This window comes from Plesiomonas sp. ISS29 (assembly GCF_056522795.1).
Window position 1 is genome coordinate 2111622 of record NZ_JAWRZQ010000001.1, and the last position, 23845, is coordinate 2135466.

General features: G+C 46.6%; 32 protein-coding genes and 1 pseudogene. 16 read left to right on the forward strand and 17 right to left on the reverse strand.

The genetic code is table 11. The features are described 5' to 3' along the window. Nucleotides 1–13: 13 nt before the first annotated feature. The 16 genes and pseudogenes from lysC to AC1HDJ_RS09580 all read right to left on the reverse strand — a co-directional run bounded on the left by lysC (nt 14) and on the right by AC1HDJ_RS09580 (nt 8496). A complete protein-coding gene (gene lysC / locus AC1HDJ_RS09505) occupies nt 14–340 on the reverse strand; it encodes an Rz1-like lysis system protein LysC (protein WP_479535391.1) in 327 nt (108 codons plus the stop codon). A 207-nt stretch (nt 341–547) separates the two neighbouring features. Further along, nucleotides 548–1162: a glycoside hydrolase family 19 protein gene (locus tag AC1HDJ_RS09510; protein ID WP_479535393.1), complete on the reverse strand. Its 615-nt coding sequence runs from the start codon at nt 1160–1162 to the stop codon at nt 548–550. Continuing rightward, nucleotides 1159–1449 carry a phage holin family protein gene (locus AC1HDJ_RS09515; RefSeq protein WP_479535396.1) on the reverse strand — a complete coding sequence of 97 codons (291 nt, stop codon included), beginning with the start codon at nt 1447–1449 and terminating at the stop codon, nt 1159–1161. The genes AC1HDJ_RS09510 and AC1HDJ_RS09515 overlap by 4 nt, the downstream gene beginning before the upstream one ends. Then, on the reverse strand, nt 1433–1816 hold the full coding sequence (locus AC1HDJ_RS09520; protein WP_479535398.1) for a putative holin: 384 nt from the start codon (nt 1814–1816) through the stop codon (nt 1433–1435). Before AC1HDJ_RS09520 ends, AC1HDJ_RS09515 begins: the two co-directional genes overlap by 17 nt. Nucleotides 1817–1894: 78 nt before the next feature. Then, nucleotides 1895–2962 (reverse strand): DNA-methyltransferase, encoded by a 1068-nt coding sequence (locus AC1HDJ_RS09525; RefSeq protein WP_479535400.1) that lies wholly within the window; start codon nt 2960–2962, stop codon nt 1895–1897. A 151-nt stretch (nt 2963–3113) separates the two neighbouring features. After that, nucleotides 3114–3317, reverse strand: coding sequence for a hypothetical protein (locus AC1HDJ_RS09530; RefSeq protein ID WP_479537074.1), 204 nt, complete (start codon nt 3315–3317; stop codon nt 3114–3116). Between the two features lie 170 nt (nt 3318–3487). Further along, a complete protein-coding gene (locus tag AC1HDJ_RS09535) occupies nt 3488–3997 on the reverse strand; it encodes an antiterminator Q family protein (RefSeq protein ID WP_479535402.1) in 510 nt (169 codons plus the stop codon). Then, nucleotides 3994–4599 carry a recombination protein NinG gene (locus AC1HDJ_RS09540; RefSeq protein ID WP_479535404.1) on the reverse strand — a complete coding sequence of 202 codons (606 nt, stop codon included), beginning with the start codon at nt 4597–4599 and terminating at the stop codon, nt 3994–3996. The genes AC1HDJ_RS09535 and AC1HDJ_RS09540 overlap by 4 nt, the downstream gene beginning before the upstream one ends. Next, nucleotides 4593–5411, reverse strand: coding sequence for a phage N-6-adenine-methyltransferase (locus AC1HDJ_RS09545; protein ID WP_479535406.1), 819 nt, complete (start codon nt 5409–5411; stop codon nt 4593–4595). The genes AC1HDJ_RS09540 and AC1HDJ_RS09545 overlap by 7 nt, the downstream gene beginning before the upstream one ends. Further along, nucleotides 5404–5601: a hypothetical protein gene (locus tag AC1HDJ_RS09550; RefSeq protein ID WP_479535408.1), complete on the reverse strand. Its 198-nt coding sequence runs from the start codon at nt 5599–5601 to the stop codon at nt 5404–5406. Before AC1HDJ_RS09550 ends, AC1HDJ_RS09545 begins: the two co-directional genes overlap by 8 nt. Nucleotides 5602–5642: 41 nt before the next feature. After that, complete coding sequence (locus AC1HDJ_RS09555) at nt 5643–6074, reverse strand: recombination protein NinB (RefSeq protein ID WP_479535410.1); 432 nt, start codon at nt 6072–6074, stop codon at nt 5643–5645. Further along, complete coding sequence (locus tag AC1HDJ_RS09560; protein WP_479535413.1) at nt 6067–6801, reverse strand: replication protein P; 735 nt, start codon at nt 6799–6801, stop codon at nt 6067–6069. The genes AC1HDJ_RS09555 and AC1HDJ_RS09560 overlap by 8 nt, the downstream gene beginning before the upstream one ends. A 2-nt stretch (nt 6802–6803) precedes the next feature. Further along, nucleotides 6804–7124, reverse strand: a complete 321-nt coding sequence (locus AC1HDJ_RS09565) for a conserved phage C-terminal domain-containing protein (RefSeq protein WP_479537076.1) — start codon at nt 7122–7124, stop codon at nt 6804–6806. A 158-nt stretch (nt 7125–7282) separates the two neighbouring features. Beyond that, a pseudogene (locus AC1HDJ_RS09570) lies at nt 7283–7754 on the reverse strand (replication protein); the annotation flags it as partial. 115 nt (nt 7755–7869) lie between these two features. Beyond that, a complete protein-coding gene (locus AC1HDJ_RS09575) occupies nt 7870–8148 on the reverse strand; it encodes a CII family transcriptional regulator (protein WP_479535415.1) in 279 nt (92 codons plus the stop codon). 132 nt (nt 8149–8280) lie between these two features. After that, complete coding sequence (locus AC1HDJ_RS09580; RefSeq protein ID WP_479535417.1) at nt 8281–8496, reverse strand: YdaS family helix-turn-helix protein; 216 nt, start codon at nt 8494–8496, stop codon at nt 8281–8283. A 111-nt stretch (nt 8497–8607) separates the two neighbouring features. Between AC1HDJ_RS09580 and AC1HDJ_RS09585 the strand changes: the two genes are divergently transcribed. From AC1HDJ_RS09585 to AC1HDJ_RS09630, 10 genes are all read left to right on the forward strand, one after another. Then, complete coding sequence (locus tag AC1HDJ_RS09585) at nt 8608–9300, forward strand: XRE family transcriptional regulator (protein ID WP_479537078.1); 693 nt, start codon at nt 8608–8610, stop codon at nt 9298–9300. A gap of 67 nt (nt 9301–9367) precedes the next feature. Next, on the forward strand, nt 9368–10393 hold the full coding sequence (locus tag AC1HDJ_RS09590; protein ID WP_479535419.1) for a hypothetical protein: 1026 nt from the start codon (nt 9368–9370) through the stop codon (nt 10391–10393). A 634-nt stretch (nt 10394–11027) separates the two neighbouring features. After that, nucleotides 11028–11222, forward strand: a complete 195-nt coding sequence (locus AC1HDJ_RS09595; protein ID WP_479537080.1) for a hypothetical protein — start codon at nt 11028–11030, stop codon at nt 11220–11222. Nucleotides 11223–11237: 15 nt separating this feature from the next. Then, nucleotides 11238–11516, forward strand: coding sequence for a hypothetical protein (locus tag AC1HDJ_RS09600; protein ID WP_479535421.1), 279 nt, complete (start codon nt 11238–11240; stop codon nt 11514–11516). A 484-nt stretch (nt 11517–12000) separates the two neighbouring features. Then, complete coding sequence (locus AC1HDJ_RS09605; RefSeq protein WP_479535423.1) at nt 12001–12150, forward strand: hypothetical protein; 150 nt, start codon at nt 12001–12003, stop codon at nt 12148–12150. Beyond that, nucleotides 12143–12811, forward strand: coding sequence for an exodeoxyribonuclease X (exoX, locus tag AC1HDJ_RS09610; protein WP_479535426.1), 669 nt, complete (start codon nt 12143–12145; stop codon nt 12809–12811). Before AC1HDJ_RS09605 ends, exoX begins: the two co-directional genes overlap by 8 nt. Nucleotides 12812–12834: 23 nt before the next feature. After that, nucleotides 12835–13503, forward strand: a complete 669-nt coding sequence (locus AC1HDJ_RS09615; protein WP_479535428.1) for an ATP-binding protein — start codon at nt 12835–12837, stop codon at nt 13501–13503. A 10-nt stretch (nt 13504–13513) separates the two neighbouring features. Continuing rightward, nucleotides 13514–14212, forward strand: a complete 699-nt coding sequence (locus tag AC1HDJ_RS09620; protein ID WP_479535430.1) for a hypothetical protein — start codon at nt 13514–13516, stop codon at nt 14210–14212. Nucleotides 14213–14292: 80 nt separating this feature from the next. Beyond that, nucleotides 14293–14544 carry an excisionase gene (locus AC1HDJ_RS09625; RefSeq protein WP_479535432.1) on the forward strand — a complete coding sequence of 84 codons (252 nt, stop codon included), beginning with the start codon at nt 14293–14295 and terminating at the stop codon, nt 14542–14544. After that, nucleotides 14519–15652, forward strand: coding sequence for a site-specific integrase (locus AC1HDJ_RS09630; protein WP_479535434.1), 1134 nt, complete (start codon nt 14519–14521; stop codon nt 15650–15652). Before AC1HDJ_RS09625 ends, AC1HDJ_RS09630 begins: the two co-directional genes overlap by 26 nt. Before the next feature lie 212 nt (nt 15653–15864). Here the strand turns inward: AC1HDJ_RS09630 and icd are convergent, their stop codons facing one another. After that, the gene (gene icd, locus AC1HDJ_RS09635) at nt 15865–17118 is read right to left on the reverse strand and encodes an NADP-dependent isocitrate dehydrogenase (protein WP_479535436.1); all 1254 of its coding nucleotides are present in this window, start codon (nt 17116–17118) and stop codon (nt 15865–15867) included. Between the two features lie 146 nt (nt 17119–17264). On the opposite strand from icd, the gene rluE reads away from it, so the two are divergent. From rluE to phoQ, 6 genes are all read left to right on the forward strand, one after another. Continuing rightward, entirely contained in the window at nt 17265–17909 is a 645-nt protein-coding gene (gene rluE / locus AC1HDJ_RS09640; RefSeq protein WP_479535438.1) for a 23S rRNA pseudouridine(2457) synthase RluE, read from the forward strand. A gap of 207 nt (nt 17910–18116) precedes the next feature. Then, nucleotides 18117–19226 carry a tRNA 2-thiouridine(34) synthase MnmA gene (gene mnmA, locus AC1HDJ_RS09645; RefSeq protein ID WP_479535440.1) on the forward strand — a complete coding sequence of 370 codons (1110 nt, stop codon included), beginning with the start codon at nt 18117–18119 and terminating at the stop codon, nt 19224–19226. Between the two features lie 5 nt (nt 19227–19231). Then, nucleotides 19232–19858 (forward strand): high frequency lysogenization protein HflD, encoded by a 627-nt coding sequence (gene hflD, locus AC1HDJ_RS09650; RefSeq protein ID WP_479535442.1) that lies wholly within the window; start codon nt 19232–19234, stop codon nt 19856–19858. A gap of 64 nt (nt 19859–19922) precedes the next feature. Next, a complete protein-coding gene (purB, locus tag AC1HDJ_RS09655; RefSeq protein ID WP_479535444.1) occupies nt 19923–21293 on the forward strand; it encodes an adenylosuccinate lyase in 1371 nt (456 codons plus the stop codon). A gap of 376 nt (nt 21294–21669) precedes the next feature. Beyond that, nucleotides 21670–22356 carry a two-component system response regulator PhoP gene (phoP, locus tag AC1HDJ_RS09660; RefSeq protein WP_479535446.1) on the forward strand — a complete coding sequence of 229 codons (687 nt, stop codon included), beginning with the start codon at nt 21670–21672 and terminating at the stop codon, nt 22354–22356. After that, the gene (gene phoQ, locus AC1HDJ_RS09665; protein WP_479535448.1) at nt 22356–23840 is read left to right on the forward strand and encodes a two-component system sensor histidine kinase PhoQ; all 1485 of its coding nucleotides are present in this window, start codon (nt 22356–22358) and stop codon (nt 23838–23840) included. The genes phoP and phoQ overlap by 1 nt, the downstream gene beginning before the upstream one ends. Nucleotides 23841–23845 lie beyond the last annotated feature (5 nt).

Sequence of the window (23845 nt, forward strand, 5' to 3'; positions counted from 1 at the left end):
CTCCCGTATTTCGTTATTTTTGCGATATCCTGGAGTTTTCTATCTGGCGAATGTCAGCTTTATCTCTGTTGCATTCGGCCAGCGCCGATAGCAGGCTGACATTCAAATCCAGACTTTTTCCCCACGTTAGTGGATCGGGTATCGCTGGCTGGCGGGTTTCAGCGGTCAGGCTGGACGATAGCGGAACTGGTGGCACCGTTACGTAAACCGTCCGCGTAGTCGTGCAACCGCTGAGCTGCGCCAGCAGGCACAGTACGAACAGCACAATCATCGCCCGCAACAGCAGTTTTGATATCGCTCGCGACTCTCTGTGACTCCAGTGCAATCTGCTGCTTTGCATGCTGATTCATCTCCACCACGACATTCATTAGCGAAACAGTGCGCAAGACATTAGATGTCACCAGCTCGTAAGCATCAGACTTCTGCTCTGCACTCTCTGCCCGTATTTTCTCTTGCTGATATTGGCCGTAGTAGTGATCGACTGCCCACGCAAGACCGCTTACGACAGACAATGCACAAACAATCATTAACGCTAGATAACTCACTCTCATGCCGTCAATGCCGCTAGTGCCCGCGTTAATCTGCGCTTACGATCACTTAGCCCGTTAGAGCCGCCGTTGATTATGCGCGTCACTTTGTTTATATCGTCACATGCTTGTGAGCACCCGTTAGTTGAATAAAACCACGCAGCAGATCGAGCTGCATGCTTATCCTGCTCCAGCAACTCAGGCTCTTTCACTAAGTCAAGGTGCAAGCCTGCACCACAGCGTAAGTAGTTATCCAAGCCAGTAACCTGAATTAACCCTCTCCCACGATACTTCCAGCCATCACCAGGGGTTTTATTTCCCAGACGACCCGAATAAACTAAATTTGCAATAGCAGACTGATTCGCTGCGTGTTCCGCAGTTCTTCCCAGCATCTCGGCTTGATATTGTGTGATGCGGCGACCAAATGTCGTGATGAGTGACTGTGGCGTGTAGTTGAGTGACTCGGTTAGCAACGAAAACCCGCTACTTTCGTGCCCAGCCTGCGCAATAAACATCGCTTTATCATTTGCCGAAGTAATTCCAAACTCTTCCATCGCAGAAGTAATATGCAAAAACCAGCGTGTTGCAAGCGTAGCGCTGATACCAGCCGCCTGCTGGAATCGTTCCTGATTCATTGTTTATTCCTCAAGCCTGATGCCAACCGCGTAATGTTCCCTCTAGCCGACCACACAGCCACAAGCATTGCTAAATTGATTGCCGTTTCAGGTATGCTTGCATGCCGATAAACCCCGGTCAGCACGAGAATTGTTACCGACCCACACGACACCATGAGCATCCAAGCGCAAATTGAAACAATTAGCCTGTAGTGCGCACCATTTCGCTTGTAAGATGCGAGCCTCAATACAATTAAAAAGCACACCAACGCATTTAACGTCAGGATGAAATCATTTAGAGCGGCCATCGCTACCCCCAGACCAAAAACGACCAGCTATTGACTTGGGGTTGCTACTTAGTGCCATCAGCAGCCTAACTGCAATAGCTGACGATACCAGCGCGCCAATTGGTCCTTCAGCCCTAATCCCGCTTGGAGTCATTACAGTAATGACCGAAGCAACAAATGGAGCGGCTACTATTCCAGCCAATAAAGATGCAAAAAAAAGCACTACCCGCCCAAGACGAGAGTATTCGCTTGCCGACAAGACAAAAATAAGAGAACCCGCAAATGCACCAATCAGTACACCAGGGTCTATTCGACTAAGTAGCCCGACGATTGTTACGCCTCCTACCGCCATAGCAGCAGAAGTAGTGCCGGATACCGGTTCCGTCATTGTGTATCGCTCCTTTATTCGCAGCCAGCGAACGCCGGGCGCTAAAAAAAGGCCGCGCATAAGCGAGGCCAACAGTCTTCATTCCAACATAGAAATATCTGAGACAACCTTCAAGTAAGTCTCCTCCTCAAGCTCCACGCCTATCACTTTACGCCCAAGATTTAACGCCGCTTTTACTGTAGAACCCGATCCCATAAAGAAATCAGCAATAACATCACCGTCGCGAGAGCTGGTTGCAATGATGTGCTCCATCAAAGCTCGGGGTTTTTCGCAAGGATGCTTACCGGGATAAGCTGATACCGGAGGAAATATCCATACATCGGTATGAGGCACATCGGCGGTTACAGAGAACGGACGGCGTAGGCTTTCGTACTGAAGCTTCAAGTCGGCATACTGAGCCACCAAGCCACTGTACTCATCACTCAGGATTGAATAGTGTTTTGCCAGTTCACCATGGATTTCTTGTAACGCACTGCCCATACCGAGCTCCGCAGCTTTACGCTTAAATAGATCTTGTAGCTGCTGATATTGGCTTTCACTTGGCAACTGCCACTGACTGGAAGAAAACCAATGTGAGCACATCTTAGTACCTGTTACCTTGTTAATCTCAGCAGCACTAACCCCGAGAACTTTACGAGCTTCACTGAAATAGCTGATCAGCGGTTTGAACACCTCTTGCCGCAATGCCTTACACTTCACCGCATATCCGGACTGCCCTTTGGCATAGCCTTCTGCTCCATAGTGTTCAGCAAAGATGATGCGCTCAGTAGCGGGAAAGAAAGAACGCAGGTCTTCTTTACGCATACGCCGCCAAGGGCCGGATGGTTTAGCCCATACAATATGGTTTAAAACTTTGAGACGCTGCCTAATCAATATCTCAGTGTCTGCCGCTAAGCGGGAACTGCAGAACATGTACAGCGAACCGCGGGGTTTTAACACTCGCCAAAACTCGACCAGTAAGTCATCTAGCCAAGCTAGATATGCCGCCTCATCGTCCCACTGGTTATCCCAAGCGCAAGACTTCACACGAAAATACGGCGGATCGGTAGCAATAAGATCAATGCAGTTGTCTGGGAGTGTTTTGATGTATTCGAGAGAATCAGCATTAACAATAGTTGCACTGTTTAAATATACAGTGTTTTTCATGGATTGATTTAGCCTTTTTTGATAGGCTTATACCCGCTTTGTGCACACAAGCGGTGGGCCTTGGTGCGCCCGTGACTTCTACAACGGACGCATGGCTGGAAAATGCTACTAACACTTACCAGCCGCCCATTCCACAGCTAAAACCGCCGCCTTACGAGCAGCGCCTAAAATACATACCATTCCCGCAAACATCTTCAGCCAAGCCTGCCAGTACCAATTGCGTCAATATCAACTGACACCGAACCTCAGCAAGACCCGTAATGCGTGCCATATCTATAGGGGCAACCCAGTTATCACCAGGAAGAAACCGATAAATATTTCGTGCGAAAACTGTCATATCCACATGATTTTGCATGTCTTTTTCTCTCTTTAATTGCCGTGACACACAATTAACTCTGTTGTGCTAACACAGCAAGTCATTTCGAAAAAAGACACAAAAAACGCCGCCCCAGCATTCTTACGAGATACTTGAGGCAGCGTATCTGTTTATAGTGGCTCATTGGCTCAACCAAGTCAACCCTAAAATTAGAGATGTCGGCAAGATGCAGTACGTTTATTCATTTTAGCGGCATTATCTTGCACGTTAATCGCAATATACAGCTCACGGTAAATCAACCATAGCGCCGCATCAAGCACCTGATCAACTTCTCTGCGACACGTTACCAATGAAGGCTTACGCCTCCCTGAACCTCCACGCCCCGTCATCTTGCGAGGCTTTGCAGTCTGGCAGTAGTACGATGCTATTGCTCTCTTCGATGCGCCGTGTGCGTAGTAGCTAATCACCATGCCGAGTGCTTTTTTATCAATAGCGAGAACACGGTCTACGACCTGAGAAATCAACAAACCTTGTTCATCGCTGCACATTGGGCGCTCTGGCATGAGTCGAGACGGATCGGCTGCGTCCATCCAGCGAGCAATCATGTTGCTCATTCGCTTTTCCAGTCTTCCAGAATAAACCCACGCCCCCCAACGTTGTAACAACTGGTCAACCCACTGATGCTGTTCGTCGCTTAGTGTCATCTCTATAACGTTCATGCAACCTCCTGCTGACAAGATGCTTTGGTTTTGTCTCTGTAATGTTTGGCTATAGCCTCCAGCTCATCTCTCGTTAGTTTTTTCAATGCATGCATACCCATTAATCGCTCAAACCGCTCAGCGCCTATTTTTTCAATCAACTTTGGCGTGTAATTCTCAATGTTTCCGGAAAGGTGGTTATTGCAAGCAGAACACTGCTTATGGCAGTTATCTTCATCAAACCTAAGCTCTGGATGAGCACCAGTCGTTAAGTAATGACCAGCGTGATATTGACCTGTGTGATGCCTGCCACAGCTAATGCAGGGCAAATGAGCATCACGGGTGCGGATGTATTGGTTAAAGGCTTGCTGGGCTTTCTGGGTAAAATAACGGAGGGGTTTAACTGATTTTCTTCGGGCATTTAACGCGTGTCTTTTTTCCGATTCGTCTTTTTGTCGTCGCTGCTTTTCTTTTTGTATTGCCTTATCCATTAATCGACTTCGTATTTGCATTGCGAATTGTGCACCATGTTCTGGACAACACCATCGCTCGTTAATGAAGCGCGGTATAAACCAATCTCGGCATATCACGCACTTTCTTTTACGTAGTTTGGGTTTTAACAAGCAGCCTCCTCACAGTTGACTAGCGCGTATTCGCATATGTCAGTAATATGGGTGGGTAAAACATCATCCTGCTTTATCACCTCATTAACCTCTGGTTCGGAAATCGCTAATTCTGGTTCAGAACTCACCATATCCGGCTTATGGGTGGTCACTTCTGGTATAAATTCGGGTTCTTCTGGCTCAGAATTAGTTAATTCTGGTTCAGATACTGGCAAATCTGGTTCGGAAATCGCTAATTCTGGTTCAGAAAGAGCCACCAGCATTGCTGCCTGATCCGCAATCATGCTCAAAATATCGCCGCCAAGTCCTTCCAGGGCCTCACGAGAAATATAACTCATGCGGCCACCTGCCCAGTTTTTGTCAAAAATAGCTACCGCAGAGGCAAAACCCGCACCTGCTTTTTGCGGTTCATCTTCTGGTGCATTGAACCAATCAGGCACATCAAATCCAACTCGGCCACGAATGAACGCAATATGATCAGCATTCTCTGGCCACCATGTTTCACTGGTAGCAGCTTTAATTAGCATGACCACCCGTGCACCGGCTTCGCGCTCTTGCATCACTTTATTGATGATGTGAACCATGCCTGTTACCTGATCACCGTTATCATCCTGCTCTGCACGACTGTAAGGTGGGTTTGCAAATGCACTGCCTCCCAGTTTTTTTAAATCACCGGCCCAGTCTTGCAGCAACGCATTGTTCTCAGCAGTATAAAAACTCCGGCACTTGCTGTTGTCACCATCCGTAAACAAGTCAAGCGTGAACGGCCGTGATTTCAGATCAGCCAATCGCTGTGAATATGCATTAGCCATTTTCCCGCACTCCCCGCGCTGCTTTGCAACGCGCTGCCAATTCACGCAGATCACGTGCTGACTCCAAATCCTTATCCCACATGTTTAACTCTGATGTGCGTGGGACAATTCGCTCTATCTGGCTATTAGCCACAAACAGTAGCCAGATCAACAAAAGTACAACGACAGATAAAATCAACGCCGTTAGCATGGGTGTTGTATCCTCCATAAAGTAATTAACCTCCATTCTGATTACCTGCGAATGCGAGCCTGTGCCCACAACATTGCTGACTGGGCCTCATCACCGAACCGCACCCCTCGCTCTGCACCGAATGACTGAATCAGCTCAATAAGGTCACGCATTTCGCTTACTGCCATTCGGCTAGTCGATTGACCTAAAACAACAAAGCCGCCATCAATACCCGGTACTGCTTCCTGCTTTTTCAGTGCCGCACTGAAAACATACTTCCAGCTTTCAGGTGATAGTTTTTTGCCATACCACTCCACTTGGTCTGAGATATCAGTCAGGCAAGCCCAGAGTTTGGCATTTTGGTCTATGCTGCGGGTTTGTTCTTGAATGGTGATTACGAGAGGTTTTTTCTGATCGGTAGGAAGTGTTTTGATGAACTGAATTACGTTTTGCCGTCGGATTTCGTCTACTAAAAAATAACGTTGTTTATTCATCGACCCTTTCCGTTGATTTGCGGGAACGAATACGAGCCAGCATTGCCGCTCCTGCGTTTTTGTAGCGCCCATCAGTATCAAGTGCTTGTACAGGACTGGCTGGCCGAGATTTGTTTTCAACTTGTACAACAGGTGCTGGCACTGCTTCACCGGCCCGCAATTTCTTTTCCCACTGCGCCCGCAGCTTGATAGCTGACTTTTGCACTTCTGCGGCAGTCTGATTGTAGCGATACATCGCGCGGCGCATATCAAGCACAATCCAGTACATCACCGGTGTAGACCACGGGAACAATTCATCCCCTGAGTAATCGTGATGGCGAGCGCTGTAACGATCGAACTCAGTCATGATCTCGTCAGCGGTTGGCAAACCAAGCTGGCCTGGCACTTCCGATTTACACCACGCGACAAACTGGCCGACGCTAGGGATAAACGGCATAGCTTGAGATCGGGCTACACGCAGACCGATGCAGATCAGCTCCATGTCTGTTACGTCATTCTCAATCAAGCCTTTTGCCCACACCTGTTTTGCACTGTTCAGGCTTTCAGCGTCTGGGTATGCCGTACGCCACGCGGGGAATGTGATCGCCAGCTCACGAAAAATATCGTTCACGTTCTGCACTGCTACAGAGTTTATCTGCGCTTGTGAATAATCAACGAATTGCTGGGCCATCCGGTGCAGCGAACGTCGGCCACCTGGCATGGATTCAAAAGTTTTTATTTCACCCATAATCACAACCCCAGACCGTTGTCAGCCCACGATGTGTCATTCAGTGCGTCAGTTAGGCTGAACGATGATTTTCGGCTTCTGTCCCACTGCTTGCCATCACGAACAGGGCGACCTGCGGTGTTCCAGTTATGAGCCCTAACAACACGATCATCGAATTTTGTTGGCCGAAAGATTGATGTCGGGCAGAGGTATTCACGCATCTCAACGTCTGCACCCCACATCTCGGTCAAATAGTCCGTCACCAGCTCACAGTCGGTTTGGCTGAACTCTTTCAGTCGAGCGACAATCAGCGTGATGTTTTGCTTGGCATGTCGAAAGCCCATAGGTTTTGGCCTACCCTGCTTCTCGGCCAGTGCAGTAAGATTTCTGTTCAAGTGATCAATCAGTTTTGATGCCGTGTGAGTCAAACCACCTGAGTCAGATTTCAAAGTGATATCCCCCTGTGGGGGTTTGGGGGATCTCTTATTTCTTTCTTTCTTTTGTATAGTGTCTTTTGTGTTTACCTGATTCGGGTAATGTCGCTTACCTGATTCGGGTAAACTTTCCTTACCTGATTCGGGTAATATTACCTCTTTCGGGTAAACTTTATTTTCCTTACCTGATTCGGGTAAACTTTCCCATTCGCTGACAGATTTATTTATACCTACAGATCGACCAGTTTGAATGAAAATTTTACGCCTAACCAATGCGCATTTAGCGGCTGAACATTTGTGCGAAAGAATGCCTGTTAGTAAAGAAAGCTGCTCATTACTCACCCAGTCAGACTTCTTGTTGAAGCCGTATGTTTTTCGCATGACGGCCATGAAGACTAATAGCTGGTGTTGAGATAATCCGGCCAACATAACAGCCTCCAGAAGTTCATTGGCGATTCGTGTGAAGCCATTTTCTAGATCTGCCACTCGTTCTCCCTCCACCGAGGGTGCGGGAAACATGATTACCTCTGCTGTACCCATCAGCGGTATCCTCTTATGTTTGCAACATCTGATGCGTTTATCTGCTTGCAAAGCAGCGATAACCTACTCATAATCACCTCCGTGAATTGATAGCTTCACTCATAAGCACCTCAAACTAAGCCTCAAAAGTTGCCGCTTTCGAGGTTTTTTCTTTTTCTAGCTGGGCAAGTAGTTGAGCGCATAACTCCCCTACACCACCGTCATTTACAGTCATGCCGATCATCGCCAAAATAATAGACAGCTTCGGTATCATTGACTCTTTCCAGCGACAGACTTGCGACTCGTGAACACCCACCGCATCCGCTATGTTTCGCTGACCCACTATCGAAATACCGTTTAAAATGCGGCTGTGAATTTCTTTTGCAGCTTTCTTGCTGTAGTTTGCGTCCTTCATTTGAAATAATCCTTACGCTAATAAATAGTTACGGCCATACAGCCATGTTGGTTGCATTTGGTTTTTGTGTTGGTTGCCATCTGTCTTCAGGTGGCCAGCAGTATGTTAAAGAGCGGTGTTACTTAAACTGTGTTACGGGTGCGGAAACAGGTGTGGTAAGTCAGGTCTAATCTCATAAGCTTGAATTTTCCCACCAGTCGCATTCACAATATGATTTACGTGCTCTGGTGATACCTTTGCCTTGTTGTGAAGCCACTTATAAACCGATTGCTGAGTAAGACCGCACGCGGCACCAAGTTTTTTTTGTGACCCCACTAAGACAATGGCGGCTTTAATTACGTTGTTCATCACAACCTCCATCGTTCATTGAGTTGAATAATAAAACCATAGTTGTTATTAGTCAACAACCTTATTCGTTTGAATAATTACAACTTCGGTTGTAGAGTCGCAGATATGAAAATGAATCTTGCAAACCGTCTAAAACTAGCCAGAACACAGGCGGGACTCTCTCAAAAGAAACTGGGAGATTCGGTCGGTGTGTCTCAAGCTGCTATCCAGAAAATTGAAGCTGGATTGGCGCAGAACTCAACTAAATTAATTGATATTGCTGGGGTTTTGAACGTCAGACCGGAATGGTTATCTTCCGGTGACGAACCGATGAAAGATGATGGAAAAAGCACTGCGGTTGTGTCTAAAATAGATAACAAAACTGGACATATATACAGGGTTGATGTTTTGGATGTTCAAGCCAGTGCAGGACCAGGGACGTTCATGGTGTCTGATTTTGTTGAAGTGATACATGCGATTGAGTTCACATCAGACTATGCGCGTTCATTATTCGGAACAAGGTCTCAAGAGATTGTTCAAGTCATTACAGTTAGCGGCGATAGCATGGCCCCGACTTTCACATCAGGTGATCGCGTCTTCGTTGATATATCAGTAAGAAGCTTTGAAACTGATGGTGTATACGTGTTTGTCTTCGGTAACACATTTCATATCAAAAGATTGCAAATGCAGGGAGATCGGCTTGCCGTGCTATCTGATAATCCGGTATATGAGAAATGGTACATAACTGATGATAACCAGCATAAGTTTTATGTGATGGGTAAAGTACTGATTCATGAGTCAATTAAATACTACAAAATTGGGTAAGGGTTCACGCCTAAGCAGGAAGCATTAGAGATCCACATAAAATAAATGTGTAACCTAGGAATAAACAGTGACTAACTCAATCATAATAGACAGTGTCGAATCACTAGAAAATGTATTTAATCGGCTGCAATCGGGTGAAGAAATACTCATAGAGCAGCTCAATATCAAGCTTTTTGAATCAGTAAAATTTAAAATATACGGTGATCAAAAACGCTATAATGGGACTCTTCCTGCATCCTTAGCTCAGGGGTTATGTGATTTTCAGACGGAGATGTATAAAGTCTATACTCTGATAAGGTATAAGACAGATAACCTACAAAGGCTTGGTAGCAGCGACAGGGAAAATGCAGAGATAGTATTTTCGATAAACCCTGGATGTACAGAGATCATCACGGCACTTACGGACTTAACCAACGCTTGTGGAAGTGCATTTGATAAGGTGACACAAGGAATGAGCCCAACCCAAAAGACAACCTGCTTTCTTTTTGCCATTGCACTATTCGGTGGTGCATGGGTTGGTACTTCATACTTAAAATCAGAGTCAGAAATTTCACTAAAACAAGAAGAAACCCAGCAGCAGCAAAATAAAAGTAAGTCAGAGAACGAACGATTATCCATCCTTAAAGATGGAATGCTGCAGTCTATGAGAGCTAACGCCGGTGTAGATACAATAGAACGAGCCGAAGGAATACAAGAACATATAGCAAAAGCTTACACGGGCGTGTTAAAAGCCGCTAGTGATGCCGACAGGATAGAGATAGAAAGTGCATCGAAGGTAAACTTGTCACAAAATGATGTACATGAACTAATAAAAAATCCAATAGAAAAAGCGAAAAAAGAAGAGCGCAATATTGAACTGGTTATAGATAGCATTAAACGCACATCAGAAAAGTTGACGCTAAGCTGCCGAGAACCGTCAAGTGATGAAAGCTTTCCTGTTTCAGTTGATACGTCATTCATTGACGACAAAGATGAAATTTCTTTACTTTTTGACGCAATGAAAGAAAACAAAACTGTGAAAATTCTAGGTAGCTACACAATACGATCTGGAGTGATAGAAAACGGAAACGCTTCTACAATATCAAAACCCTGATATCTCACACGTCGCATAAAAACCCCGCCCACCGAGCGGGGTTTTTATTACCCTCATCACGTGCCTAGCCTACGCCAGTCCCCCCCCCACATACATAACCAAACTCACCACTTCGCTCAAAAAACAATCAAACATTACCCCGCTATGAAAACACATCTCCTCAATTTTTATCCCCATAGAAAAATTCAATCGTAAAACAGAAAAAATAAAACCAATAAAAACAACCAAATAAAACCACGATCGCATATGCATGGAATTTTAAACAACTTTCGTTGTTGACATGATAACAACTATGGTTTTAAATGAACTCCATCAATACAGCAGGACGCAACACCCAACAGGACGTTGGACGCTCTTTAACAATCAGTTCCTCACCTGAATACAGGTGAGCCAAAGCAGTAAGTAGGCTTTGGGGTGCGCTTGGCAACACAACTAGCCCACCACCAAAGTCTACTGAAGGAGGTTCTATGAATGCTCGACAACGTTATAACGCACGTCGCATGGCTGAATTCAATGCGAAAAAAAGCGGTACGTTAGCCGCCACACGAAAATCTAAAGAGTCGGCTGGCGGATGTTCTAACAGAGTAATAAGCGCAGTAAGCGGAAGTATCACTTATCGGGGGTTGAAATGCTGATCAGTAACTCAGTTCCAAAATGTGGCCGCGCAGTGACCATGCGTAATAACCGCACCGGTGCAGCATGGCTAGTCTCGTTCAATTACCGCGATGGGGTCTACTGGCATGAACCACAAGGCAGCTTGCGATACATTCGCAGGCCGTATGCTTCCCGATCTGTAGAGCCGCACCTAGTGCCGGCGGGCACGCATTAACATGGAGGTTGATACATGAGTCGTTTGTGTAAAAAAAAGCGGGACATCATTAAGGATGCAGCCATTAAGTTAGGCGTCTTTTTTGTAAAAGATTTGTCATTGGCAACAAAATTACCATCGTCAACAATAGTCCACCACTTGAATAAAATAAGCGAAGATGGCGACCTCCATCTTAAAATGGAATACAAAAAACTTGGTTCTAATTATCCAAGGTGTTACACGGTGGTAGATGAGCCTATTGCCAATCAAGCAAAAGACCTATGGCGCATTGCACTTTTCGGAAAAATGGCTTGATGATTAAATAAATTCTCTAAAAAACTGACTTTAAATTAAACCGCTATGCATTAGCGGCGGATTAACTCACCTTAAATAAAGTAAATAACAAAGGGTATTATATGTTCCCCTACCCAAAAATAACATCTCAAGAATTAACTGAGTCACTACTAGGCGCTCCTGTTAGATTAGGAAATGACATATTCACCGTTTCCAGTATATCCCCACCAGACCAAGCCAGTAATGAACGAGTAATAACGTGCATTAGCTATAATCAGCCTGAACGGAATATTCCAGAAACGCTATTCCTTATGTCAGCAACCAAGCACGTAGAAACAGTAACGTGTGGGTATTGCGGTCAGCATAGACATAAAAATGACGCAATATTTAGAATTATTTACAACTATAGATCACAAGCAATATGCGCATTTTGCAGCGATAAAAAATGTGATGAGAAGTATTTCTTACTGAACCCTAATCGCCTATCTAAACGCCGGAATTAATTATGAACGCTGAAAGCAGTGACGTACTGGTGCTGATCGCATGGTTGTGTGTGCGATACCACGTGCAACCTTCTGAGTTAAATAACATCGCGAACATGCTTGCTGAATATGACGCTGTTACCGATGCAAGAACGGAGATTCAAAATGCTTAATCGAATCAGAGTAATCGACACCGAAACAACCAGCTTGGAAGGTGGCGTTATTGAAATTGCCAGCGTCGATATTGTAGACGGCATTATCTGCAATCCCATGAGTGATTTTGTAAAGCCGCATGAGCCTATCAGTTTTGAGGCAATGGCAATTCACCACATTACCGAAGAGATGGTAGAGAACGCTCCAACGCTGAATGAAGTCATTGGCCGCTACTTAGGTGCTGATGCTTACGTTGCTCATAGCGCAAAGTTTGACCGCTCAAAGCTTCCTCAAATTAACTCGCCGTGGATTTGCACGCTCAAACTAGCCCGATCACTGTTTCCTGAACACCCACGACATGGAAATCAATATCTGCGCTATAGCCTTGGTTTAAAGCCTGATGTGCCCGAAGGCCTACACGCTCACCGCGCACTGTATGACTGCTATGTCACTGCCGAGCTGCTTATTTACATGGTGCAGATGAGCAACTGGACGGTTTCTGAAATGTGTGAAATATCAGTAGCTCCTATGCTGTTAAACACAATTCAATTCGGCAAGTACAAAGGGTCAACATTCAAAGAAGTCGCCTGTGTAAACCCTGGCTATTTACGCTGGCTAGAAGCAAACAGCACAGATGAAGATGTGTTATTCACAGCCGCTTATCACCTATCAAATGCATAATTAAAAAAGAAAGGAGCTAAAAAATGGGCACGCCTGTGTTAATTCTTGGTGACTCTGGCGCAGGCAAATCCTACAGCCTGCGTAACTTTAACCCTGAAGATGTCATGCTGCTTCAGTGCATCCCTAAAATGCTTCCGTTTAAGTCAGCAGGCTGGAAGCTCCACGGCAAACCGTTACCCGATGGGAGCAAGCAGCGCGGCAACGTTCTTCGCTCTGATAATTGGGAGTCGGTGCTAAATACTATTTACCGAATGGTGCAATCAAAAACTCGACGCGTTTTAATTATTGATGATTTTCAAGCTGTCATGCAGCATGAAAATATGAACCGCGCTTATCAAACTGGCTACTCCAAATACACTGAAATGGCCGATCACATCTGGCGGATTATTATGGCCGCAACAGAATTGCCCGATGATTTTCGCGTTTATTTCCTTGCTCACACAGAAGAGAGTGACGGGAAAATTCGCATGAAAACAACAGGAAAAATGCTTAATGAAAAGTTAACACCTGAAGGTTACTTTCCAATTGTGCTACGCGCTGTAAAAAAAGATGGAAAGCATATGTTTTTAATTAAAGGCGATGATAACGATACAGCCAAAGCACCACCTGATTTATTTCCTGACCAAATTGAAATGGATAACGATCTGCACGCAGTAGACACTGCGATCACCGAATTTATGACTGAGCTATAAGGAAAATAACATGAACCAACCAATGAGTTTTGTGTGGGATGCAAGCGCCGCTGAATTAGCAAAAAAGGCCGGAACTTCAAGTGGGATTAATGAAACTGGCGCATATGAAGGTGTAATTACTTCGGCAGTTTATGTATTTGGACGTGATGGCAGTCAATCTCAAGCACTAGAGTTAAGTTTTGACAGTAACGGTTCAAAAGCTAATTACTTAAAGATTAATTACATGGGGAAAGACGGAAGCCCTACTTTTGCAATGGGTCTTGTGTCTGCGTTGATGTGGGCCGCGCAAGTTAAACAATTGCAGCCGCAGCAAGTGAATTTAAACGATGGCAGTGTTGAATGGCAATGCCCTAGCCTTGTGGGCAAAAATATTGGCCTATTTTTACAGAAAATCTTATACACGAAGAATGACGGAGCAGACGGATACCGATTTGAAATTCGGCATATTTTTCAATCAGGAAGCCGTAAAACCTATGCAGAGCACTCTGACAATAAACCTGCTGAAGCTATTGCAGCACTGGAAAACACATTAAAAGACAAAGATGAGCGAAACAACAACTCACACGGGCACACTCAATCATCGCAACGCCAACCAGTGAATCCGTACAGCCAAGCAAGAGATGTTCCCCTATCTCGATTGCAAGCCGCTAACCAACCTGCCAGTAGCGCATGTAATCCCGATGAGTTTGATGATGATATTCCGTTCTGACGGTTATCTGAGACGTTTTTGTAATTGATTATCTATCAAGCGGCATATTAACTACGCCGCTTTCACGCGAGGGTTTAATAATGGCAAGAACCATCTCTTTAGAAAAATGGGCTCAAGACGAATTCGGCGCTGAAGCACCAAGTTTGCGCACATTGCGATACTACGCAAAAGGTAAAATGACAGTGCCACCGGCTGTAAAAATGGGTAGAAAATGGTTTATTGATAGTGAGGCTCGGTTTGTGGGTATGCTGGCCGCACCGAAGCTTTCGCCAAACGCTAACCCTAAATTAAAAAGGATTATCGAAGATGGCTGCACGACCTCGAACACATAAAATAACCATTCCCAACTTGTATGCCAAACTCGATAAACGAACAAGCCGCGTGTACTGGCAATATAAACACCCGATCAGCGGTAAATTTTACAGTCTCGGAACGAACGAAGAAGAAGCAAAGCAAATCGCCTGTGATGCAAACTGCGCCATCGCAGAGCAGCGCACACGCCAAATCTTAACCGTTAATGAGAAAATTGCCCGAATGCGGGAATCAAGAGAGTTCATCACAGTTACCACGTGGCTTGATCGCTATCTTGAAATTCAGCAGGAACGGCTTGAAACAGGCGATATAAAAATCAATTCGGTTAAGCAAAAAAGAAAGCCGGTCGAGTTACTGCGCCAGCACTCAGGCATGCTTTATCTAAAAGATATTACTGCACTGGAAGTGGCAGAAATCATTGATACCGTAAAAGTACAGGGGCATAACCGCATGGCTCAGGTGGTCAGAATGGTGATCATTGATGTTTTCAAAGAGGCTCAACATGCCGGACACGTTCCGCCCGGCTACAACCCCGCACAAGCAACCAAGCAACCTCGCAATAAGGTTACACGCCAACGCTTATCGCTGGAAGAGTGGCAAACCATTTACGCCGCTGCCGAGCATCACCCACCCTATTTGCAGTGTGCCATGCTGCTAGCTTTGGTGACCGGTCAGCGTATTGGCGATATCTCAAACATGAAGTTTTCAGATATCTGGGATGACATGCTGCATATCACGCAAGAGAAAACGGGCGCACGGCTGGCCATCCCGCTCAACATCACTTGCCATGCCATTAACACATCACTAAAAGAAGTGATCACAAAATGCCGTGATGCGGTACTTAGCCAATACTTGATTCACTTTCGACATACCACATCGCAAGCGATTCGCGGCGGTAAAGTGTCGGCCAACGCAATCACCACCACGTTTAAAAAAGCCAGAGACAAATCAGGCATTACGTGGGAAGAAGGAACAGCCCCCACATTTCATGAGCAGCGTTCGCTGTCTGAACGTTTGTATCGTGAACAAGGGTTAGAGACACAGAAGTTACTCGGTCACAAATCACAGAAAATGACCGACCGATACAATGATGATCGGGGTAAAGACTGGTCTGTCGTTGCAGTTTAATTCTTAAGCGAGAAGTCTGTGATATTAAGCTACGCCCTCGCAGCTTGGCGTCATCAAGCTGGCGATATATGCTTCCACGGATCAAAAAATCCGCCTTCTAAACTGTGCTTTTTTTGTACAGTTTTGGGGAAGGGTTTTGGGGAAGAATATAAATAAACAAAAAGCCAACATGCCATTAACGCAGGTGTTGGCTTTTTGTTGTGACTACAAGCTTACATATGTTTGCACATCGCCTTAGCAAACTCACTGCACTTCAATAACTTAGCGCCATCCATCAGGCGTTCAAAATCATAAGTGACCGTTTTCGCAGCGATAGCACCTTCCATGCCTTTAACAATTAAGTCAGCGGCTTCGAACCACCCCATATGACGCAGCATCATCTCGGCAGACAAAATCAGTGAACCTGGGTTCACTTTATCTTGTCCGGCATACTTAGGAGCAGTACCGTGAGTCGCTTCAAATACCGCGCACTCAGTACCAATGTTGGCACCCGGTGCGATACCAATGCCTCCGACCTGAGCGGCCAAAGCATCAGAGATATAATCACCGTTTAAGTTCATGGTGGCGATAACATCATATTCAGACGGACGCAGCAAAATCTGCTGCAAGAATGCATCAGCAATGCAATCTTTAATGATAATGTCACGGCCAGTTTGTGGGTTTTTCAGTTTCATCCACGGGCCGCCATCAAGCAGTTCAGCGCCAAACTCTTCACGTGCCAGCTCATAACCCCAGTCTTTGAAAGCCCCTTCGGTGAACTTCATGATGTTGCCTTTGTGAACCAGCGTCAGCGAATCACGATCATTAAAAATCGTGTATTCAATCGCCGCACGGATCAAACGCTTAGAGCCCTCTTCCGAGGTTGGCTTAATGCCGATACCGCAGTTCTCAGTAAAGCGAATTTTCTTCACGCCCATTTCATCACGTAAAAAGGCGATCACTTTATCTGCATCGGCGGTGCCTGCTTTCCACTCAACACCGGCATAAATATCTTCCGCGTTTTCACGGAAAATAACCATGTCAGTCAGTTCAGGATTTTTCAACGGGCTTGGTGTACCGTTGTAATAACGCACTGGGCGCAAGCAAATGTACAGATCAAGTTCTTGGCGCAGAGCCACGTTCAAAGAGCGAATACCACCGCCGACAGGGGTTGTCAGTGGGCCTTTAATCGCCACACGGTATTCACGGATAAGATCTAATGTCTCTTTCGGCAGCCAGATATCTTCCCCGTAAATCTGGGTTGATTTCTCACCGGTATAAACTTCCATCCACTCGATTTTGCGCTGACCGCTGTACGCTTTCTCGATGGCGGTATCAACCACCAGCTTCATCGCGGGAGTAACATCAATGCCGATACCATCACCCTCGATATAAGGGATTACCGGATTATGTGGAACAACCAGTTTGCCATGCGCATCCAGCGTGATTTTCTGGCCTTCGGTCGGTACAACTACTTTGCTTTCCATTGACATCTCCTGACATCTCCTTCGAGCGTCCATTTGTTATGGTTTTGTAAGAGGCGCGTCAATAATACTCGAACATTATCGTTCCGCCAATCTCTTGCAGAATCCGCTATACTGTTTTGCTCACAGAATTTATTGAACAGAGTAAAATGATTACACGCCCAACGAAAAAAAAATCAGCCAAACCGTTTAAACGCAGCCCGTTACGTAAACCAGCGCCTCCGTTATCCGAACCGCAGCGTATCATTTTGTTCAATAAGCCGTTTGATGTTCTACCGCAGTTTACTGATGAATCTGGTCGAACCACATTAAAAGATTTCATCCCCGTACAAGGTGTTTACGCTGCCGGCCGGCTCGATCGCGACAGTGAAGGCCTGATGGTGCTAACCAATGACGGTAAGCTACAGGCTACACTGACACAGCCAAATAAACAGACCGGTAAAATTTATTGGGTTCAGGTTGAAGGCGTGCCCACAGAGGCTGATTTGCAGCGTTTACGTGAAGGCATCACCTTAAATGATGGCCCGACACTACCGGCACAGGTGCAGTTGCGTGATGAGCCGCACTGGTTATGGCCGCGTAACCCGCCGATTCGTGAGCGCAAAGCGATTCCTACATCATGGCTTGAGCTGACGTTGTTTGAAGGGCGTAATCGTCAGGTTCGCCGAATGACAGCACATATCGGCTTTCCAACATTGCGCTTGATTCGTTTTCAAGTCGGTCAGTGGGATCTCGAAGGGCTTGAGAATGGCACATGGCGCGATATTAGCCCTAACTCAATCAAGGTAAAATAAGCCAAACAGCCTGTATCCCAAAGACAAGATAGGCTCTGCTCTGCCCCACAACGTAAGGGCACGGTTAAGGCGCGGCTAAACGGGGTTTTGCTGATCTGGGCGACACCTCTGTTCTATGTTAAAATCTGCCGCTTGAATTCTGAAAGAAGAATTCTATCAACTTTTTTATCGGGCCATCTACATGGCCACTACGGGTGTAATACACAAATGTCTGATAACAGCCATATCAAAGTGATCGTCGGGATGTCCGGCGGGGTTGACTCTTCCGTTTCCGCTTACCTGCTGCAGCAACAAGGCTATCAGGTTGAGGGGCTGTTCATGAAGAACTGGGAAGAAGATGACACCGAGGAGTATTGCTCTGCGGCACAGGATCTGGCCGATGCCCAAGCGGTATGCGATAAGCTGGGCATGAAGTTACACACGGTGAACTTTGCCGCTGAGTATTGGGATAACGTTTTTGAACACTTCCTTGAAGAGTACAAAGCGGGCCGTACGCCAAACCCAGATATTCTGTGCAATAAAGAGATTAAATTTAAAGCCTTTTTAGAGTTTGCCGCCGAAGATTTGGGCGCAGATTATATCGCCACCGGCCACTATGTGCGCCGCTCTGATCGCGATGAAAACGGGCAGGTACAACTGTTGCGCGGGCTTGATCAAAATAAAGATCAGAGCTATTTCCTGTATACGTTGGGATCTGAGCAAGTCGCACAAAGCCTGTTCCCTGTTGGTGAACTCGAAAAACCAGAAGTGCGCCGTATTGCCGAAGAGATTGGGCTGATCACCGCCAAGAAAAAAGACTCTACGGGGATCTGCTTTATCGGTGAGCGTAAATTCACGGAATTTTTAGGCCGTTACCTACCGGCACAACCGGGCAAGATCGTCAGTGCTGACGGTATTGTGATGGGCGAGCATCAGGGTCTGATGTACCACACGCTCGGTCAGCGTAAAGGGTTGCTGATTGGTGGAACCAAAGAGGGTTCTGAAGAAGCATGGTATGTGGTTGAAAAAGATGTGGAAAATAATCAGCTGATTGTTGCACAGGGTCATGATCACCCTCGCCTCAAATCAAACGGTTTGATTGCCCAGCAGTTGCATTGGGTTGATCGCCGCACCGTTACCGCGCCTTTTCGCTGCACGGTGAAAACCCGTTATCGCCAGCAGGATATTCCGTGCACCATAACGCCGCTGGATGATGATAAAATCGAAGTGCGTTTTGATGAGCCACAAATTGCCGTGACCCCCGGCCAATCAGCCGTGTTTTATGCCGGTGAAGTGTGCTTGGGCGGCGGTATTATTGAGGCGCAAATCAAGGAGTGATTTCAGTGGCAAAAAATACCACGGATGTTGTCATTGCACTTTCCGGCATGTGTCAGGCAGTGAGATTAGTGCAAGAGATTGCACGCGATGGAAACAGTCACAGCGAGGCGCTTCGCGCCTCGCTACACAGCATCTTACAGACATCTCCTACATCAACGCTGGCCGTTTTTGATAACGAGCCGCTGAATCTACGCCTCGGGTTAGAGACGCTGATTAACCAGTTATCCGGCATGAAGGGGCAGCAAGATAGCCAACTCACCCGCTACTTAATCGGGCTGATCATCCTCGAGAAAAAACTCTCTGCCCGTAAAGACAGCGTTTCGGTATTGTCTGATCGCATTACACGCCTTGATCGCCAGCTCGCCCATTTTGATCTGCTTGATGAGCAGATGGTCAGTGCCATTGCCGAGATCTATGTTGATGTCATCAGCCCCCTTGGGCCGCGTATTCAGGTAACCGGCAACCCAACCCATCTGCAAAACAGCCTTGTCCAAAGCCGAATTCGAGCCTGCTTATTAGCCGGAATTCGCGCTGCCGTACTGTGGCGACAAGTGGGTGGCAGCCGATTACAACTGGTCTTTTCGCGCGGAAAACTGGCTGAACAGGCCAAGCGTATGCTTGCCGAGCTGTAAATGGCCCTCTTTTTTCTATTTTCTGTATCAACGTTTACTATCTGAACTCAGGAGTTTTATCCCCATGGAACTGTCCGCTCTGACAGCTGTATCCCCGATTGATGGCCGCTACGGCGATAAAGTCACCGCCTTGCGTGGCATTTTCAGTGAATTTGGTTTACTGAAATTTCGGGTAATGGTAGAAGTTCGCTGGTTACAAAAGCTTGCCGCCTGTGAAGGCATTGCTGAAGTACCGGCACTCAGCGCCGACGCAAACGCTTTCCTTGATCAGATTGTGAGCGATTTTTCCGAAGCCGATGCTGCGCGAATTAAAACCATTGAGCGCACCACCAACCACGATGTCAAAGCGGTTGAGTACTTCCTGAAAGAAAAAGTCGCAGATATTGCCGAACTCAATGCAGTCAGTGAATTCATCCACTTTGCTTGCACCTCTGAAGATATCAACAACCTGTCGCACGGCCTCATGCTGAGTACGGCCCGCACAGAGGTGTTGAATCCAGTATGGCGCACGCTGATCGACCAGATCAAAGGTCTGGCACACACCTACCGCGACATGCCGCTGCTTTCGCGTACCCACGGCCAGCCGGCAACACCATCAACGGTAGGTAAAGAGATGGCTAACGTGGCTTACCGCCTAGAGCGCCAGTTCCGTCAACTGCAACAAGTTGAAATTCTCGGTAAAACTAATGGCGCAGTCGGCAACTACAACGCACATCTGGCCGCCTACCCTGATGTTGACTGGCACAATTTTAGTGAAAGTTTTGTTACTTCACTTGGCCTAAATTGGAATCCGTACACCACACAAATTGAACCGCACGACTACATTGCCGAACTGTTCGATGTGGTTGCCCGTTTCAACACTATTCTGCTCGATTTTGACCGCGATATGTGGGGCTATATTGCGCTCAATCACTTCAAGCAAAAAACCATTGCCGGAGAGATTGGCTCTTCTACCATGCCGCACAAAGTGAACCCGATTGATTTTGAAAACTCAGAGGGCAATATCGGGCTGGCCAATGCACTGTTTGATCATCTGGCGGCTAAACTGCCGGTTTCACGCTGGCAGCGTGACTTAACGGACTCTACCGTACTGCGTAATTTAGGTGTTGGCGTTGGCTACTCACTGATCGCCTATCAATCCACCCTTAAAGGCATTAGTAAGCTTGAGGTGAATGAGAACAACCTTGCCAACGAGCTTGATCACAATTGGGAAGTATTGGCAGAGCCGATTCAAACCGTGATGCGCCGCTACGGTATCGAAAAACCGTATGAAAAACTCAAAGAGCTGACCCGTGGTAAACGCGTAGATGCAGAAGGTATGCAGCAGTTTATTGATGGTCTGGCCCTGCCTGAACATGAAAAAACACGCCTGAAAGCCATGACACCAGCCAACTATATTGGCCATGCAGTGCAAATGGTTGACGCACTAAAATAATACAAATCCATGCTGTGAAAATAACAGCATGACAACATTTTACCTTGAGTTGACCGCTGTTTCCCCGCAAAACAGTGTGCAAAAAATGGCAAAATAAGCTCTATATTCAAGCCGATAACACTGTTGTCGGCTTTTTTGTTTGCGCATTGGTTTACCGCAGGTTTAAACAAAAATCCGCAGAGTGTGAGATAACATATGGCATGTTAATACCAGTTAACGTTAGAGTGTATAGAGTTAGAATATAACACTTTTGCGCGTATTTCGCGGTTAAACGGTGCTGCATTGCTCTTAAGCTATATCCCTAAATTAAAATACTGTATTGGGATATGAAGCAATACAGCACCGCTGTCTACATTGGTCACTGTTTGAGGTTTTAATGCGTATTCTTATTGTTGAAGATAATGCTCTGCTCCGCCATCACCTGAAAGTGCAACTTGAAGAGCAAGGGCATCAGGTTGATGCGGCAAAAGATGCCGTGGAAGCGGACTATTTTCAGCAAGAGCATGAGCTGGATATCGCGCTGGTTGATCTCGGCCTGCCCGATGAAGACGGTTTATCTCTGATCCGCCGCTGGCGCGCCGCCGGAAAAAAATTGCCGATACTGATACTGACCGCACGCGAAAGCTGGCAGGAAAAAGTTCAGGGGCTAGAATCTGGCGCTGATGATTATGTCACCAAGCCATTCCAGCTAGAGGAAGTAGTTGCTCGTTTACAGGCACTGCTTCGCCGCAGTAACGGCATTGCGTCTACCTATATGACAGCCGGCCCGTATCAGCTAAACCTTTCACGCCGTGAACTGACTATTCACCAGCAACCGGTAAAACTGACCGCTTTTGAGTATAAAATCCTCGAATACTTGATGCGTAATCATCAGCAAGTTATCAGCAAAGATCACCTGATGTTTCAACTGTATGCCGATGCCGAACTGCGTGAAACGCACACCATTGATGTATTAATGGGCCGCCTGCGTCGTAAACTGGCCCTCGAAGAAAACGAAGGGCTTAGCGAGGTGATCACCACCGTACGGGGTCAGGGGTATCGCTTTGAACTAAGTTGCCAATAATGGTGATATTCTCTCGGGTGACACAAGGTATTAACCGTATTAAACAGGCTATCGGCAGCCTGAAATTTCAGTCATTACGGCTGCGTTTTCTACTGGCAACCGCCGTATTAATCGGTGTGTTATCACTGCTCTACGGCATTGTGGCGATTGGCGGTTATGTCTATGTGTTTGAAAAATCAACCTACCGGATCATGAGTAGTGAAGGCAATTTATTCGTTAACTTCGCTCATTGGAAAGAAGATAAGCTCAGCGTACACGTGCCAAACAGCCTGCTTCGCAATAAAATGCTACTGGCATGGATTTATGATGCCGATGGAAAACTGCTCTGGCGGCTGGAAAATGTGCCAGAATTTGAAAAAGCAATAGCGCCCGAATGGCTGAAAAAGCCCGGTTTCTATGAAATAGACAGCCCACACCCGATAGCCACCTACCCACTGATGAACAACGAGCGTTTAAAAGCGGGCCTGAATGAGTATATTGATGACTCGGTGACCTACTCGGTGGCCGTAAACACCTATCCGGCCAGCAATGAACTGCCATCAATGACGATTGTGACTCTTGACGCCGTACCGCAAGAGTTACAGAATGCCGATTATGTCTGGCTGCTGTTTGAGTGGGTGTTGCTGGCACATGTTTTGCTGATCATTCCTCTTTTGTGGCTGGCAGCCAACTGGAGTTTGTTGCCAATTGCCAACCTTGCCCTGCAGGTTGAAGAGTTAGAGAACAACCAGCGTCAGCAACTCGATTTCAGCCCGAAACCGCCGCAAGAGTTACGCCGCCTGATCATCAACTTAAACCGGCTGATTACCGCACAAAAACAGATGCAAGAGCGTTACCGCGCAACGCTCGGCGATCTGACCCACAGCCTGAAAACACCACTGGCCGTGTTGCAAACTACCCTGCGCTCTGTACGGTTATCCCCCGAAAAAAACCATTTTGACGAAGCCGAACCGGTGCTGCAAGAGCAGATTGACCGGATCTCACAACAAATCGGCTACTATCTGCGCCGCGCCGATCGCCCGCACGACGGGCCTCTTAACCGTAAATTAACCTCGGTGGCCGGCATGCTCGATGCCTTATGTGGCGCATTTAACAAAGTTTATGCCAGCAAAGGTATCAGCCTGTCTCTTGATATCTCTCCTGAACTCATTTTCAGCGGCGATAAAGATGACTTTATGGAAGTTATGGGCAATATCATTGATAACGCCTGCAAATACAGTCTAGAGTTTGTCTCTATTCGCGCCAATATGCAGGATAACCAACTGATACTGATCGTTGATGATGATGGCCCTGGTATTCCGGTAAATAAGCAGCAGATGGTTGTACAGCGCGGGCTACGGGCTGACACCTTAAAGCCCGGTCAGGGGCTAGGGCTAGCTATCGCGCTAGGTATTGTCGAAAACTACAAAGGTGAGCTGCTCTTTGACTATGGCGCGCTGGGCGGTGCACAGGTCACGGTTATTTTTGGTGATCAAGAGGAGTAGCCAAA